At 68.9% G+C, this 15,633-nt stretch carries 12 protein-coding genes; 7 read left to right on the plus strand and 5 right to left on the minus strand.

From position 1 onward, the window contains the following. Positions 1-2 precede the first annotated feature (2 nt). Genes BR07_RS0108840 through BR07_RS0108850 form a run of 3 tightly spaced genes read right to left on the minus strand, consistent with a single transcriptional unit; the run spans position 3 to position 3,839 of the window. The gene (locus tag BR07_RS0108840) at positions 3-2,042 is read right to left on the minus strand and encodes a PTS fructose transporter subunit IIABC (RefSeq protein ID WP_027505137.1); all 2,040 of its coding nucleotides are present in this window, start codon (positions 2,040-2,042) and stop codon (positions 3-5) included. Positions 2,043-2,091: 49 nt separating this feature from the next. Then, positions 2,092-3,075, minus strand: a complete 984-nt coding sequence (locus BR07_RS0108845) for a 1-phosphofructokinase family hexose kinase (protein ID WP_027505138.1) — start codon at positions 3,073-3,075, stop codon at positions 2,092-2,094. After that, positions 3,072-3,839 (minus strand): DeoR/GlpR family DNA-binding transcription regulator, encoded by a 768-nt coding sequence (locus BR07_RS0108850; RefSeq protein WP_027505139.1) that lies wholly within the window; start codon positions 3,837-3,839, stop codon positions 3,072-3,074. Before BR07_RS0108850 ends, BR07_RS0108845 begins: the two co-directional genes overlap by 4 nt. 181 nt (positions 3,840-4,020) lie before the next feature. Between BR07_RS0108850 and ptsP the strand changes: the two genes are divergently transcribed. The 5 genes from ptsP (at position 4,021) to BR07_RS0108875 (ending at position 9,559) form a co-directional block, all read left to right on the plus strand. Next, a complete protein-coding gene (gene ptsP / locus BR07_RS0108855; RefSeq protein WP_027505140.1) occupies positions 4,021-5,715 on the plus strand; it encodes a phosphoenolpyruvate--protein phosphotransferase in 1,695 nt (564 codons plus the stop codon). A gap of 117 nt (positions 5,716-5,832) precedes the next feature. After that, positions 5,833-7,116 (plus strand): uracil-xanthine permease family protein, encoded by a 1,284-nt coding sequence (locus tag BR07_RS0108860; protein WP_027505141.1) that lies wholly within the window; start codon positions 5,833-5,835, stop codon positions 7,114-7,116. A 23-nt stretch (positions 7,117-7,139) separates the two neighbouring features. Beyond that, positions 7,140-7,625, plus strand: coding sequence for a hypothetical protein (locus BR07_RS0108865; RefSeq protein ID WP_155956974.1), 486 nt, complete (start codon positions 7,140-7,142; stop codon positions 7,623-7,625). 9 nt (positions 7,626-7,634) lie between these two features. Further along, positions 7,635-8,258, plus strand: a complete 624-nt coding sequence (locus BR07_RS0108870; protein WP_027505143.1) for an IMPACT family protein — start codon at positions 7,635-7,637, stop codon at positions 8,256-8,258. Between the two features lie 158 nt (positions 8,259-8,416). Further along, positions 8,417-9,559 carry an acyl-CoA dehydrogenase family protein gene (locus tag BR07_RS0108875; RefSeq protein ID WP_027505144.1) on the plus strand — a complete coding sequence of 381 codons (1,143 nt, stop codon included), beginning with the start codon at positions 8,417-8,419 and terminating at the stop codon, positions 9,557-9,559. Between the two features lie 61 nt (positions 9,560-9,620). Here the strand turns inward: BR07_RS0108875 and lexA are convergent, their stop codons facing one another. Beyond that, the gene (gene lexA / locus BR07_RS0108880; RefSeq protein ID WP_027505145.1) at positions 9,621-10,403 is read right to left on the minus strand and encodes a transcriptional repressor LexA; all 783 of its coding nucleotides are present in this window, start codon (positions 10,401-10,403) and stop codon (positions 9,621-9,623) included. A gap of 263 nt (positions 10,404-10,666) precedes the next feature. Here lexA and BR07_RS26215 point away from each other — a divergent pair, with 263 nt between their 5' ends. Next, on the plus strand, positions 10,667-11,083 hold the full coding sequence (locus BR07_RS26215; protein ID WP_027505146.1) for a hypothetical protein: 417 nt from the start codon (positions 10,667-10,669) through the stop codon (positions 11,081-11,083). Between the two features lie 112 nt (positions 11,084-11,195). Further along, positions 11,196-11,693, plus strand: a complete 498-nt coding sequence (nrdR, locus tag BR07_RS0108890; protein WP_027505147.1) for a transcriptional regulator NrdR — start codon at positions 11,196-11,198, stop codon at positions 11,691-11,693. A gap of 1 nt (position 11,694) precedes the next feature. Here nrdR and hrpA read toward each other — a convergent pair whose 3' ends face one another. Then, positions 11,695-15,621 (minus strand): ATP-dependent RNA helicase HrpA, encoded by a 3,927-nt coding sequence (gene hrpA / locus BR07_RS0108895; RefSeq protein WP_027505148.1) that lies wholly within the window; start codon positions 15,619-15,621, stop codon positions 11,695-11,697. Positions 15,622-15,633: the final 12 nt, after the last annotated feature.

The raw sequence follows: 15,633 nt of genomic DNA on the forward strand, positions 1-15,633 counted from the left end.
TGTCAGGCTGCGACGGCGACGGGTTCGTCGACGATCTCCGCAGGCTTCTTGCCGGCGAACTGCTTGGCCGCGGTGATGAGCGCCGCGGAGACCACGGTGCCGATCGCCAGAGCCAGCAGGAACAGGAAGAAGTTGTTCATCGCGAAGAACACCAGCAGTCCGCCGTGGGGCGCGCTGAGCGTCGTCCCGAAGGACATGATCAGGGCGCCGGTCACAGCGCCGCCGGCCATCATCGAGGGGATGACGCGCAGCGGGTCGGTCGCGGCGAACGGGATCGCACCCTCGGAGATGAACGCAGCTCCGAGAAGCCATGCAGCCTTGCCGTTCTCGCGCTCTGCCTCGCTGTAGAGCTTCGGTCGCAGAGTCGACGAGAGTGCCATGGCGAGCGGGGGAACCATACCGGCAGCCATGACGGCGGCCATGATGCGCAGCGATGCCTCGTTGTCGACGCTGAGCCCGGCGGTGGCGAAGGCGTAGGCGGCCTTGTTCACCGGTCCACCGAGGTCGAAGCACATCATGAGGCCCAGGATGATGCCGAGGATGATGACCGACGAGCCCGAGAGGCCGTTGAGGAAGTTGGTCAGGCCGGTGGTGATGGCAGCGAGCGGGCGACCCAGCACGAGGAACATCAGACCGCCGACGACGAGGGTCGCTCCCAGCGGGATGATGACGACGGGCATCAGGCCACGCAGCCACGGCGGCACCGCGATCCGGCTGATCCACAGCGCCACGAAGCCGGCGATGAGGCCACCGACGAGGCCACCGATGAAGCCGGCACCGACGAACAGGGCCACCGCACCGGCGGTGAAGCCGGGTGCCAGACCGGGACGGTCCGCAATGGCGAAGGCGATGTAACCGGACAGAGCCGGGACGAGGAAGCCGAAGGCCAGGCCGCCGAGCTGGAACAGCACCGCACCGATGAAGATGCGGAGCCCGCCGTCGGGCAGGTTGGTGAGGCTGTTGTTGGTCATGATGTCCTCGGCGACACCCTTGATCTCGTATCCACCGAGAAGGAAGCCGAGGGCGATGAGGAGTCCACCGGCCGCGACGAACGGGATCATGTAACTGACACCGGTCAGGAGGATCTGGCGCAACCGCGTGCCCCAGCCGAGTCCACCGGCAGCGGCGGCAGCGGACGCTCCCGGTGCGGTACCGGAGACGCGTGCGGCGTTCGGGTCACCGCCGGCGCGCAGAGCCTCGGCAACCATCTTGTCGGGCTCGTTGATCGCGCGCTTGACGCCGGACTCGATGACAGGCTTGCCCGCGAAGCGCTCGCGGCCCTTGACGCCCACGTCGGTGGCGAAGATGACGGCCTCGGCCGACGCGATGAGAGCCGGGTCCAGTGCCGTGGAGCCGCTCGAGCCCTGCGTCTCGACGTGCACGGTGACGCCCGCACGGTCGCCGGCGTCCTTGAGGGAGTCGGCAGCCATGTAGGTGTGGGCGATGCCGGTGGGGCACGCGGTGATGGCGACGATGTGCTTGGCAGCGTCCGCCGTGGCGGTCGGAGCGGGAGGAGCGGTCTTCGTGGTGGTGACGGGAGTCGCAGCGGCCTTCGGAGCTTTCGGGGCCAGGACACCCTCGACCAGTGCGACGACGTCGGCGGGGGTGGCGGCCTCGCGCAGCGACGTCACGAACGCGGGCTTGACCAGCGCGCGAGCGAGCGAGGACAGCAGCTTCATGTGCTCCGCGCCTGCGCCGTCCGGTGCGGCGATGAGGAAGACCAGGTCCGCGTCGCCGTCGGGTGCGCCGAACTCGACCTTCGGGTTCAGGCGAGCGAATCCGAGCGATGCCGTCGTGACCGCGGCGGAGCGGCAGTGTGGGATCGCGATGCCGCCGGGCAGGCCGGTGGCCGACTGCGCCTCACGAGCCATTGCGGCGTCGCGCAGGGCGTCGGCATCCGATGCACGGCCCGCGTCGGTGAGGACGCGAGCGAGGCGGGCGATGACATCGTCCTTCGTCGAGCCGAGATCGGCGTCGAGCAGGATGAGGTCCTCGGCGATGATGCCGGGCTTGGCATCGTGAGCCGTGGTGGGACTGGACATGTCGTTTCCTCTGGGAGTGGAGTGGAGCTGGGGGATCAGGACTGGGGTTTCAGGACTGGGGTACGGCGGGTGACGAGTCGAGGGTGTGGACGGGGACGGCAGTGACGTCGACGTCGGACGGCGTCGGCAACCGGGTGCCCGGTAGGGCGGCGGCTGCGGATCCGTAGGCGACGGCCCGGGCGAGTCGACCGGCACCGTCCTCGCCGTCGAGATCGGCCAGGATGTATCCGGCCAACGACGAGTCGCCCGCGCCGACGGTGCTTCGCGGGGTGATCGGGGGAGGGGTGGCGAACCACGACCCTGTCGCGGTGACCAGGACGGCCCCGGACCCACCGAGTGTCGCCAGGACGGCAGCCACTCCGCGGTCGACGAGAACGCGCGCGGCCTCGACCGTGGGATACGGGTCACCCTGTGCGGCACTGGCTTCGAGCATGGCGCCGTCGTGGCCGGTGAGGTGCGCGAGTTCTTCCGCGTTCGGCTTGATCAGATCGGGTGCCGTCGCCGGGAAGCCGGCGGCGAGTGCCGAGAGCGGATCGTCGGAGGTGTCCACCGCGACCTTGGCCGACACCTCGTGCAGCGCGGTGACGAGGCGGCCGTACCAGGTGGCGTCGATTCCGGGCGGGATCGATCCGGACAGGACGACCCAGTCGGCGCGCTGCGCGAGTTCCAGGACGGACGCCATCAGGGCGTCGACCGTCTCGGGCGCGAGTCCGGCCCCGGGCTCGTTGATCTTGGTCGTCGTGCCGTCGGACTCGCTGATGGTCAGGTTCGTGCGCGCGACACCCGACGTGGGTACGGCGTGGTACCGGACTCCGAGGGTGCCGAGCGCGCTGAGCAGCGGATCGGAACCGCTGCACGGGAGTACCGCGGTGGCGGTCCGACCGGCGGAGGTGACGACGCGTGCGACGTTGACCCCCTTGCCGCCGGGCTCCGTCGTGGTCAGTGCGCTGCGATGCACCGATCCGCGCACCAACGGCACGTCGAGGGAGACCGTGCGATCCATGCTGGGGTTGGCCGTCAGGGTGAGGATCATGCGACCACCACCTCCAATCCGTGTTGCTGCAGACGGGTGCAGTCGGTGTCGGTGATGCCGTCGTCGGTGACGAGGACGTCCACACAGTCGAGTGCGGCGAAGGACATGAAGAACTGCAGGCCGATCTTGGCCGAGTCCGCGACGACGATCACGCGGTCCGCCGCGCTCACCATCGCGCGCTTGACGGCGGCCTCGTCGGTGTCGGGAGTCGAGAGACCGTGGCCGACGCTGATCGCGTTGGTGCCCATGAACGTCACGTCGACACGCACGGTCCCGAGCACTCGCAGGGTGTCCTCGCCGACGGTCGCCTGCGTGACACCGCGGACGCGGCCACCGAGCAGGTGGAGATCGAGGGACGGAACCGCGGCGAGACGCGTCGCGATGGGAAGCGAGTTGGTCACCACCGTCAGATCCGACTCGACGGGGATCAGCGCGGCGAGGCGACCGGTGGTGGTGCCGGCATCGAGCGCGATGGATCCGCCGGGTGCAGGCAGGTAGGCGAGGGCGGCAGCGGCGATGCGGTCCTTCTCCTTCGCGCGGGTGTGTTCGCGCTCGGCCATCCCTGGCTCCACCGCGGTGACCGACGTGGCGGGCACTGCGCCACCGTGGACTCGGCGCACGACGCCCATACGGTCGAGCGAGGCCAGGTCACGGCGCACGGTCTCGGTGGTGACACCGAACGTGTCGGCCAGGTCGGCGACGGAGACGCGACCGCGCTGTCCGATGAGGCCGGCGATGGCGTTCTGCCGCTCTTCCGCGTACATCGTGTTCACCGCCCCTCCGTCCGATCCGTTGTTTCACTGTTGGTTTATGTTGTTTTACGCCCGTCTCTGTTGACATGTCAAGAGGTTCGAGTAATCTGAGTCACAAGAGCCATCGCGGGAGACGCGATGCACAGCGGGTAGGCGAGATGCCCCCGCACCACCGCGCAGCAGGAGGAAGCAGATGACGGGATCGCTCACCGCGAACGAGGCACAGCCGACGGCCCACGCGGTGCAGGGCACGCCGGTCGTGCCCGGCGTCGGCTACGGCCCCGCGATCCGCCCGGCGCCGCGCCCCTCACGTCCCGACACGGCCGTCGAGATCGCCGAGGACGCGCGCGATGCAGAGAAGGAGCGCTTCCGCGCCGCGGCGGCCGAGGTCGGTCGACGTCTGCAGGCCCGTGCCGCACTGGCAACCGGCTCCGCGTCCGAGGTGCTCGCCGCCAACGCCGCGATGGCCGAGGACCGCGGGTGGATCGGCGCCGGCGTCAAGGCCATCGGCAAGGGTTCCGACGCCGCGTACGCCGCCGTCACCGCGACGGACCAGTTCGTCGCCATGTTCGCCAAGCTCGGCGGACGCATGGCCGAGCGCATCACCGACCTCATGGACATCTGCGACCGCGTGATCGCCGAGCTGTCCGATCTCCCGGAGCCCGGCGTGCCCACCCCGTCGGAGCCCTCGGTTCTCCTGGCGGAGGACCTCGCACCCGCCGACACCGCGGGACTCGACGCCACGCTGGTCGTCGGCCTCGCGACCTCGCTCGGTGGACCCACCAGCCACACCGCGATCATCGCCCGTCAGCTCGGCATCCCGTGCATCGTCGCGGCGACGGGCCTCGACGACGTCTCCGCCGGGACGCTCGTCATGGTGGACGGCACCACCGGCCGCATCGAGATCGAGCCCGATCCGTCCACGGCACGCTCCGCGGTCGAGGAATCGGCCACCCACCTCGCCGAGGTGGCCGACTGGAGTGGGCCGGGCCGGACGTCCGACGGTCACCGTGTCGACATCCTCGCGAACGTGCAGGACGGCGCCGGCGCTCGCGCAGCCCGGTCGACCGCGGCCGACGGCGTCGGACTCTTCCGCACCGAACTCAGCTTCCTCGACCGCGACGTCGAGCCCACCGTCGACGAGCAGGCCTCGATCTACGCCGAGGTGCTCACCGCGTTCGAGGGCACCAAGGTGGTCGTCCGCACGCTCGACGCCGGCTCGGACAAGCCGCTGCGCTTCGCGAACCACGCCGACGAGGCCAACCCGGCCCTCGGAGTGCGCGGCATCCGTATCGCCGAGGGCGATCGCGGCATCCTGCACCGCCAGCTCGACGCCATCGCGGCCGCAGCGGCCTCGACCGAGTCGTCTCCGTGGGTGATGGCCCCGATGATCGCCACGTCCGCCGAGGCGCAGGCCTTCGCCGCCGACGTGCGGGAACGCGGGCTCACCCCCGGCGTCATGATCGAGGTGCCCGCCGCGGCGCTGCTCGCGGACCGGATCCTCGATCACGTCGACTTCCTGTCCATCGGAACCAACGACCTCGCGCAGTACACGATGGCGGCCGACCGCATGTCCGCCGACCTGGCCGCACTGACCGATCCGTGGCAGCCCGCAGTCCTGACGCTCGTCGCCCACGCGGCGAAGGCCGGCGCAGCGGTGAACAAGCCTGTCGGAGTCTGCGGAGAGGCCGCCGCGGACCCGTTGTTGGCCTGTGTCCTCGTCGGCTTCGGCGTCACGTCCCTCTCGGCCGCGTCGGCCGCCGTGGCCGGTGTCGGCGCAAAGCTCGGCACCGTGACGCTCGAGCAGTGCAAGGCCGCGGCCGAGGCCGTGCTGTCCACCTCCAGCCCGGCCGAAGCACGCGAGGTGGCAGCCGGCCTGCTCGGGTGATGCGCTCCCGCCCTCCGACCGGCCTCCGGCCTTCCCGGTGACCTGCCGACCGGCCTCCGGCCTTCCCGGTGACCTGCCGACCTGCCTCCGGCCTTCCCGCATGACATCATTCCCGCCGTGACGACAACTCGATCCAGGCAGTTCTTCCCTCGCTGGTCCGTCCACGGTGACGGTCGCACCGTGGCGCCCGACGCGGTCGTCGCTCCGGACGAACGGCTCTCGTGGCCGCGCACGATCGGGATCGGGATGCAGCATGTCGTCGCGATGTTCGGCGCCACTCTGCTGGTGCCGACCATCACCGGGTTCCCGGTCACGACGACGCTGTTCTTCTCCGGTCTGGGTACCGCGATCTTCCTGTTGGCCACGCGCGGCCGGATCCCGAGCTACCTGGGCTCGTCCTTCGCCTTCATCGCACCCTTGGCGGCGACGGCGGGCGACGGTCCCGCTGCGCAGCTCGGCGCGGTGCTCGTGGTGGGCGTGGTGTTGTTCCTGGTCGGCCTGCTCGTCCGGTTGGCGGGGAGCCGCGTCCTCGACGCCGTCATGCCGCCGCTCGTGACCGGCGCGATCGTGGCGCTCATCGGCCTGAATCTCGCGTCCACCGCCGCGACCTCGTACGAGGCTCAGCCGCTCGTCGCGACCGTGACCCTCGTGGCGGTCCTGCTGGTCACCGTCGCGGTACCGGGGCTGATCGGTCGCCTCGGCATCCTCGTCGGCGTCGTCGTGGGGTGGGTGTTCGCTGCCGTCACCGGTGCTCTCGATCCCGCACGCGTCGACGCACTCGGTAGCGCGTCGTGGATCGGACTGCCCGAGTTCACTGGCCCCTCGTTCCAATTGTCCGTCGTGCTCGTCGCCCTGCCCGTCGTCGTGGTGCTCGTCGCCGAGAACGTCGGTCACGTGAAGGCGGTCGCGGCGATGACGGGTCGGTCCCTCGACGACGTCGCCGGTGACGCCCTCATGGCGGACGGCGCGGCGACCGTCCTCGCCGGTGCCGGTGGTGGTTCGGGCACCACGACCTACGCGGAGAACATCGGCGTCATGGCCGCCACCCGCGTGTACTCCACCGCTGCCTACTGGGTCGCCGCCGCCACGGCGCTGGTGCTCTCGTTCTCCCCGAAGTTCGGCGCGCTGATCTTCACGGTCCCGAGCGGTGTCATCGGCGGCGCGACGCTCGTGCTCTACGGTCTCATCGGCCTTCTCGGCGTGCGGATCTGGCAGGAAGCGGGGATCGACTTCACCAAGCCGCTCAACCTGATGGTCGCGGCGGCCGCCCTCGTCGCCGGTGTCGGTGACTTGACGCTGACCATCGGATCCGTCGAACTCGGCGGCATCGTGTGGGGCTCGGTCGGCATCCTGGTCGCGTACCCGGTGCTGCGCGCGCTGTCGGAGCGGCGACGAGACTGAGCGGTCTGTGCCACGCTGAAGCGGTGAGCCACCCACACCTCGACCCGATGCGACCCGTGCGCCTCGCGCCGGACGAGTGGCCGTCGACGCCGGCGTGGAAGGTTCCGCTGATCGGCGTCGTCTGGGTTGCAATCGTCGTGGCGACCTTCGCGCTGCCGAACTCTGTTGCTCGTGCGGCCGTTGCGGCTGTTGCCCTGATCGTTGCTGTGGTTCTCGCCGTTGCGTCGACGAGGCGGACCGTGCGCGAGAGCGGCGACCAGCGCATCTCCTGGTTGCGCGGCCCCGCGGTGCGTCGCCGTGACGTCGACCTGCTGCGGAGTGCCAGTGGTTCGGCGGTGATCGTCGTCGGCTTCGCTCTGAACGGCGTGCCGGGTCAGTACTGGTGGGTGACTCTGGCAATCGTCGCCTGGGTTCTGCCGCCCCTCGTCCTGCAGGCTCGGCACAACCGCCGGGTCACGCGATCCGGTGCAGATTTCGTCGCTCACCGACGATTTCTGCACCGGATCTAGGCTGGCTCCGTGCCGCATGCCCTCGTCTCGACCCGACACGTCGATGCGGAAACGGTGATCGAGCGGAGCCGGTTCCTCGCCCGCGTGGTCACCGTCCACACCGAGTCCGAGGCGCTCGACGTGGTCGCTGCGGTGTCGGCAGAGTTCCCCGATGCGGGCCACCACTGTTGGGCTTTCGTCGTCGGCGCAGATCAGGAGCACCGTCGTCAGCGCGCATCGGACGACGGCGAACCTGGCGGTACGGCAGGTGTTCCGATGCTCGGCGTGCTGACCGGCCGCGACCTCGTCGATGTGGTGGCCGTCGTCAGTCGGTGGTTCGGGGGCGTCAAGCTCGGCGCCGGTGGCCTGGTGCGCGCCTACTCGGGCGCGGTGAGTGCGGCGCTCGACCGCGTGGAGGTGGGCGAGCTCGCGCGAGTCGACGTCCTCGAGATGGGCTTGTCCCATGCTGATGCCGGTCGGGTGGAGGGCGTTCTGCGAGTGCACGGATTCGCCGTCGACGACGTCGCCTACGGATCCGACGTGCGGCTCCGGGTGATCGGTGACGGCGACCGGCTCGACGGTGTCCTCGCGTCCGCGACCGGCGGCGGTGTGGTGGCCGAGCGCGTCGGGCACCGATGGGTGCTCGGGCTCTGAGGCGGCTGGGTGCGCTGAGCCGCGGATACCGCGGCTCAACACACCGGATCCGCCTAGCGACGCCGAGGTCACCGAACGTGCTCGCACTGGTCATCGACCCCGCTCGTACCTGGTTCTAGGCTCGAGACAGATCCGCCGTACGCACGACGAGGAGAATCATGAAGCGCACGTTGTTCGAGCCCGAGCACGACCTGTTCCGCAGCTCGTACAAGAAGTTTCTCGAGCAGCACGTCGCGCCGCATCACGCGGAGTGGGAGACGCAGAACATCGTCGACAGAGGTGTCTGGGTCGAGGCCGGTAAGCAGGGCTTCCTGGGCATGGCAGTGCCGGAGGAGTTCGGCGGCGGCGGAGTCAAGGACTTCCGCTACAACGCCATCGTCACCGAGGAGACCACGGCCGGTGGGTACAGCGGCATCGGGTTCACGCTGCACAACGACGTCGTCGCTCCGTACCTCATCGAGTTGACGAACGACGAGCAGAAGCAGCGCTGGCTGCCCGGCTTCTGCTCCGGTGAGCTGATCACCGCGATCGCGATGACCGAGCCGGGCACGGGCAGTGACCTGCAGGGCATCAAGACCAAGGCCGTCCGTGACGGTGACGACTGGGTGCTCAACGGCTCCAAGACGTTCATCACCAACGGCATCAACGCCGACATCGTCATCGTGGTGGCGTGCACCGATCCGGAGAAGGGCGCGCAGGGCTTCAGCCTGTTCGTCGTCGAGCGCGACATGCCGGGCTTCGAGCGCGGCCGCAACCTCGACAAGATCGGTATGAAGGCGCAGGACACCGCGGAGCTCAGCTTCACCGACGTCCGCATCCCTGCCGCCAACATGCTCGGTCAGGAGGGTATGGGCTTCATCTACCTGATGCAGAACCTGCCGCAGGAGCGCCTGTCGATCGCCGTCGTCGCGGCTGCCGCGATGGAGTCCGCGCTCGCGATGACGATCCAGTACTGCAAGGACCGCAAGGCGTTCGGCAAGCCGATCGGCAAGTTCCAGAACACGCGATTCGTGCTGGCGGAGTGCGCGACCGAGACGACTGCCGTCCGCATCATGGTGGACAAGTACATCGAGCAGCTCAACGCGAACGAGCTGTCGGTCCAGGAAGCCGCCATGGCGAAGTGGTGGACCACCGAGAACCAGGTCAAGCTCATCGACCGGTGCCTGCAGCTGCACGGTGGCTACGGCTACATGAAGGAGTACCCGATCGCCAAGGCGTACATGGACTCCCGCGTGCAGACCATCTACGGCGGCACGACGGAGATCATGAAGGAGATCATCGGTCGCGGTCTGGACCTGTAGGAACCTCGAACACGACGACGCCGGCGCTGGACATCCAGCGCCGGCGTTCGTGTGTCCGGAATCAGAGCTTGCGCATCACGGTGACGACCTTGCCCAGCACCACGGCGTCGTTCCCGGGAATGGGCTCGAACAGGTCGTTGTGGGGGAGCAGCCAAACGTCCCCACCAGTCCGCTTGAACGTCTTGACGGTGGCCTCTCCGTCGATCATGGCGGCGACGATGTCCCCGTTGTCGGCCACGTTCTGCTGACGCACGACCACCCAGTCACCGTCGCAGATGGCGGCGTCGATCATCGACTCACCGACGACGCGGAGAAGGAACAGCGAGCCGGACCCGACGAGCTCGCGCGGAAGCGGGAACACGTCCTCGACGGCCTGCTCCGCGAGAATCGGACCACCCGCGGCGATACGTCCCAGGACGGGGACGAAGGTCGGTGCGGGCAGGCGATCGTCGTCCGACGACGGTGTGTCCGCGCTGTCGAGGTGATTCGTGGTGTCCGCGGCGACGAGATCGTCCTGCGCGACGGCAGAGACCTCTTCGGGGCGCCCGTTCTCGCCGGGCAGACGCACATCGACGGCGCGGGGACGGTTGGGGTCACGGCGCAGGAACCCCTTGCGTTCGAGGGTGCGCAGTTGATGCGCGACCGACGAGGTGGACGTCAATCCGACGGCGTCACCGATCTCCCGGATGCTCGGCGGATAGCCGCGCTCGACGACCGACGCACGGATCACCTCGAGCACTCGCCGCTGACGTTCGGTGAGACCGGACTCGGTGTCGGCGGTCGTGGCCGAGCCGGTCGCTGACGCGCGCCCGCCGACCGTGCCGGATGAGCTGTCGTCCTTCATCGAGATACCTCCATCGGTAGCAGTGGACGTGGGGCAGGTGGTGCTGGTGTCACGTCCGTTGTGCGTGTGTCGAACCTAAACCGAAACGGGACTCGGATCAAACACCTGTTCGAAGCGTGTCGCGTGTTCGATGCACTTTGTCGGACCGGACTGCTATACATCGAACATGCGTTCATTCGAACGCGTGGGCGAATGTGTTGTTCGAACACCTCGGTGCATCGGCGACGCGGACGGCCACCGGCTATCCACGAGGAGTGGTTGCAATGACTCGAAGTGACCTGCTGACTGTCGGCACCGCACGTTCCATCGACATGCATGCACCCGTCCGCACGCGCTGGACCTGCGACGACGATTCCTACTGGGGTGTGGCCGACCGCGCGGCCGGGTCCACGACGACCGACGTGCGTGAGCGCACCACGGTCCGCCGCAGCCCCGCTCCGCGCGACTCCCGCCGCCCCGACGGCGGCACTGTCGACTACCGTCGCCGCTCGAACGGTGTCTCGCAGGTCGAACACCGCACTCGTCGGGGACACGGATTCGCGACGCCCATCGCTGTGGCGCTGATCACAGCAGTGTCCGTTCTGGGGCTGGTGGGGTTGGCGAACATGCGCTCCGCCGACGTTCCGGCACAGCCGTCCATCTCGGAGCAGGTGGAGATGGGCGTCGTCTCCGGACGATGACACCGGCCGGACACGCCCCCGGGGCAGCGGAAGGCCGTCCCGGTACGCTGGACACACCGAGAGCCGCCGTGGCGCTCGGGAAATGCCCGAGCCATCGAGGGGTCTCTGTCCGATGCACTGCCCGTTCTGCCGTCACCCCGACTCGCGCGTCGTCGATTCGCGTGAAGCGGAAGAGGGCCAGGCGATCCGGCGGCGTCGTTCCTGCCCCGAGTGCGGTCGACGCTTCACCACGGTGGAGACAGCAGTGCTCTCCGTCGTGAAACGCAGTGGCGTGAGTGAGCCGTTCAGTCGCGAGAAGGTGGTCAAGGGAGTCCGTCGGGCCTGCCAGGGCCGCCAGGTCGACAACGACGCGCTCGTCCTCCTCGCCCAGCAGGTCGAGGACACGGTGCGGGCTTCCGGGTCGGCCGAGATCCCCAGCAACGAGGTAGGGCTCGCCATCCTCGGGCCACTGCGCGATCTCGACGAGGTGGCCTACCTCCGATTCGCCTCCGTCTACCGCTCGTTCAGCAGTGCGGACGACTTCGAGCGCGAGATCGAGGACCTTCGTCGCCACCGCGCCGAGCACGATGCCGCCCCCGCCCAGGACGCGGAGCCCGCCGCTCAGCGGTGAGTCAGCGCCGCACCGCACGTCGGACGTCGTCGATGGCCTTGCGCACCCGCTTCTCGCTCACCGGGTACAGCGTTCCCAGGGTCTGAGCGAACAGGTTGACCCTCAGCTCCTCGATCATCCAGGCGATCTCCCGCACGGCATCGCTGCGGCCCACCGAGTCCGGTACCGACCCGAGCAGGGCGTCGTAGTCCGCATAGACGCGGTCCAGCACGTCCATCCCCGCCGCGTCGCGGCGAGCGCTGGACGGGAATGCGCGAAGTCGGCGCTCGGCCGCCTCGAGGTAGCGCGGAAGATGTGGCAGGTGCGCTTCGCCGGTCTCGAAGACGTATCCGGGGAAGATCAGCCCGTCCAGCTGCTGGCGCACGTCGTCCGCGGCATCACCCGTCGCGTCGTCGAGTGCGAGGCGGACCCTCGTCGCGGCACCGAGAGATGGTTCCGCCACCCGGAGCACCGCGGCCGTCCGGCCGACAAGCTCGCCCCGGACCGCCTTCTCCAGCACCGCATACGCCTCGGGCGTGGACACCGGGCCGCCGTGCTTCATCATGAGCTCGTCGGCCGCGAGGGTGCGGCAGTCCTCGACGAACGCCTCGATGCTTCCGTGCGGATTCTGCCCCAGCGCGAGCCGCTGAGCCGGGGAGCGTCCGGTGAGCAGGTTCTTCGTCGACAATGGGATGGCGTCGAGCAGGAGGCGTCGGGTGCCCTCGCGCATCGCTGCTCGCTGCTCGGCGGCGGTGCCCAGGACACGAACGGCGACCCCGCCCTTCTCGGGAACCAGGGCGGGATACCCGGTCACCTTCTGCGAGTTGACCGTTCGGGTGACGGTGGGCTCGAGTGTGCCGATGGTCTCGGACGTCCACCGTGTCACCGGGGCCTTCTCCGAGTCCTTGGCGGCGACGCCGACCGCAGCGGCCGCGGCGGCACCGAGTCGGGTGCGCAAGGCGGAGAGGGACGTGTCCTTGTCCAGTCGACGGCCGCGATCGTCGACCACCACGAACGTCATCTTCAGGTGGCGGGGCAGCGCGGACGGGTCGAAATCCGACGGTGCGATCGGCACGGCGCCCATGCGGGTGAGTTCACGCGACAGTGCGACCAGTAGTGGTTCCGTCCTCGGTCGCATCGCCGCCACGGCGGCCACCGCGTGGTCGGGCGCTGGGACGACGTTGCGGCGCAACTCCTTCGGAAGAGTCTTGATCAGGGCCGTCACCAACTCGACGCGCATGCCGGGGACGAGCCAATCGAATCCGACGTCGGCGACGCGGGGGAGGAGGGCGATGGGAATGGTGATGGTGACGCCGTCGTCCTCCTTGCCCGGCTGGAACTGGTAGGTCAGGGGGAACTGCGCCTCGCCCTGACGCCAGGCGTCGGGGTAGTCGCCCTCGACGACCGCGGCGGCGTCCGGGTTGACGACGGTGGCGCGGTCGAAGTCGAGCAGGTCCGGCGTCGTGCGGGATGCCTTCTTCCACCACCGGTCGAAGTGACGGGCCGACACCACGGTCGCAGGTACACGCTCGTCGTAGAAGGCGAAGAGGGTGTCGTCGTCGACGACGATGTCGCGTCGGCGGGCGCGCGACTCCAGTTCCTCGGCGTCGCTGCGCATCTCCTGGTTCGCGTGGAAGAAGCGGTGGTGCGTCCGCCACTCGCCCTGTACGAGAGCGTGGCGGATGAACAGGTCGCGAGACACCTCGGCATCGATACCGCTGAAGGTGACGGGCCGGCGGGCGGCGAGAGGAATGCCGTACAGCGTGACACGTTCGTAGGCCATCGCCACTTCGCGCTTCGTCGACCAGTGCGGCTCCGAGTACTGGCGTTTGATCAGGTGCGGGGCCAGCTTCTCGGCCCATTCGGGTTCGATGCGCGCACCCATCCGGGCCCAGAGTCTGCTGGTCTCCACGAGTTCGGCCGCCATGATCCAGCGCGGCGGCTTGCGGAACAGGCTCGAACCGGGGAAGACGGCGAAGGTCGACCCACGTGCTCCGAGGAAATCCTTCTTGTCGCCCTCACGAAGACCGATGTGCGACAACAGGCCCGGCAGCAGTGCCTGGTGGATCACGGCATGGTTCGGCTCCGAGGAGTCGCCCGCGTCAGGCATGGTCCAGCCCAGGCCGCGCGTGATCTGGCGCAGCTGACCGTGCAGGTCCTGCCATTCGCGGATGCGCAGGTAATGCAGGAATTCCGATCGGCACATGCGTCGGAACTGGTTGGAGGACAGCTCTCGGCGCTGGTCTCCCAGATACGTCCACAGTTGCCACAGTGCGAGAAAGTCCGAACCCTCCACCACGAAACGCTTGTGCATCTCGTCGGCGGCCTGCTGATGCTCCGCGGGCCGCTCGCGCACGTCCTGGATCGAGAGCGCCGAGACGATGACGAGAACTTCCCGCAGGCATCCGTTGCGGTTGGCCTCGACCAGCATGCGCGCCATGCGCGGGTCGACCGGGAGGCCGGCGAGCTCCTTGCCGAGCGAGGTGAGCACGGGCCCGTCCTCGCCCTGCGACTCGAGCGCCCCGAGTTCGTCGAGCAGGCCCAGGCCGTCACGGATGCTGCGCGGGTCCGGTGCCTCGACGAACGGGAACGCGTCGATGCGGCCCAGTCCCAGCGAGGCCATCTGCAGGATCACCGATGCGAGGTTCGTGCGCAGGATCTCGGGATCCGTGTACTCGGGGCGGGCCTCGAAGTCCTCCTCCGAGTACAGCCGGATGCAGATGCCGTCCGCGACGCGACCGCACCGGCCGGCACGCTGGCGGGCCGACGCCTGCGAGATGGGTTCGATCGGCAGACGCTGCACCTTGGTGCGCAGCGAGTACCGCGAGATGCGCGCGGTTCCGGGGTCGACGACGTACCGGATGCCGGGCACGGTGAGCGACGTCTCGGCGACGTTGGTGGACAACACGACTCGTCGACCGGTGTGGCCGGTGAAGACGCGGTGCTGCTCGGCTGCCGACAGCCGGGCGTAGAGCGGAAGAATCTCGACGTTCCGCAGTCGGCGATCCTTCAACGCGTCCGCAGTGTCGCGGATCTCGCGCTCGCCCGACAGGAACACCAGCACGTCGCCCTCGGGTTCGGTGAGCAGTTCCTCGACGGCGTCGCACGTGGCGTCGACCGGGTCGAGTTCGATGGTCTGCTCGCCGTTCTCGACCGTGAGCGGCCGATACCGGACCTCGACGGGGAACGTCCGGCCCGACACCTCGACGATCGGCGCATCGACCCCGTTCACCGCGAAGTGGTGCGCGAAGCGGCCAGGGTCGATGGTGGCCGAGGTGACGATGACCTTCAGATCGGGACGCTGGGGGAGCAACCGGGCGAGATATCCCAGGATGAAGTCGATGTTGAGGCTGCGCTCGTGCGCCTCGTCGATGATGATCGTGTCGTACCGACGCAGCAGCCGATCCCGCTGGATCTCGGCGAGCAGGATGCCGTCCGTCATCAGCTTGACGAGGGTGTTGTCGCTGGAGTGGTCGGTGAAGCGCACCGTGTAACCGACGGCGTCGCCGATCTCCTGCCCGAGTTCGTCGGCGATACGTTCCGCGACCGTCCTGGCGGCCAGTCGCCGGGGCTGTGTGTGTCCGATGACGCCCTGGACGCCGCGACCGAGCTCGAGGCAGATCTTCGGAATCTGTGTCGTCTTGCCCGAGCCGGTCTCGCCCGCGACGATGACGACCTGGTTCTCCGCGATGGCGGCTGCGATGTCGTCCTTGCGGGCGGACACCGGCAGTGCCTCGGGGTACGTGATCGTGGGAACGGAGGCTCGACGAGCCGCGATCGTGGCTTCGGCGCGGCCGATGTCGGCAGCGATCGATTCGAGTTCGGCGGGCTTGCGGCTGCGGTCGAGCCGACGGCGCAGCCTGTGCGCGTCACGGAAGGTGAGGTCGGACAGGCGTGCCGTGAGGTCGCGGCGGGTGGGTCCGGAGGACGGGGGAGCAGATGTCGACATGGCTCACGCCAG

It is taken from the genome of Rhodococcus sp. UNC23MFCrub1.1, from assembly GCF_000686025.1.
Lineage (GTDB): Bacteria > Actinomycetota > Actinomycetes > Mycobacteriales > Mycobacteriaceae > Rhodococcoides.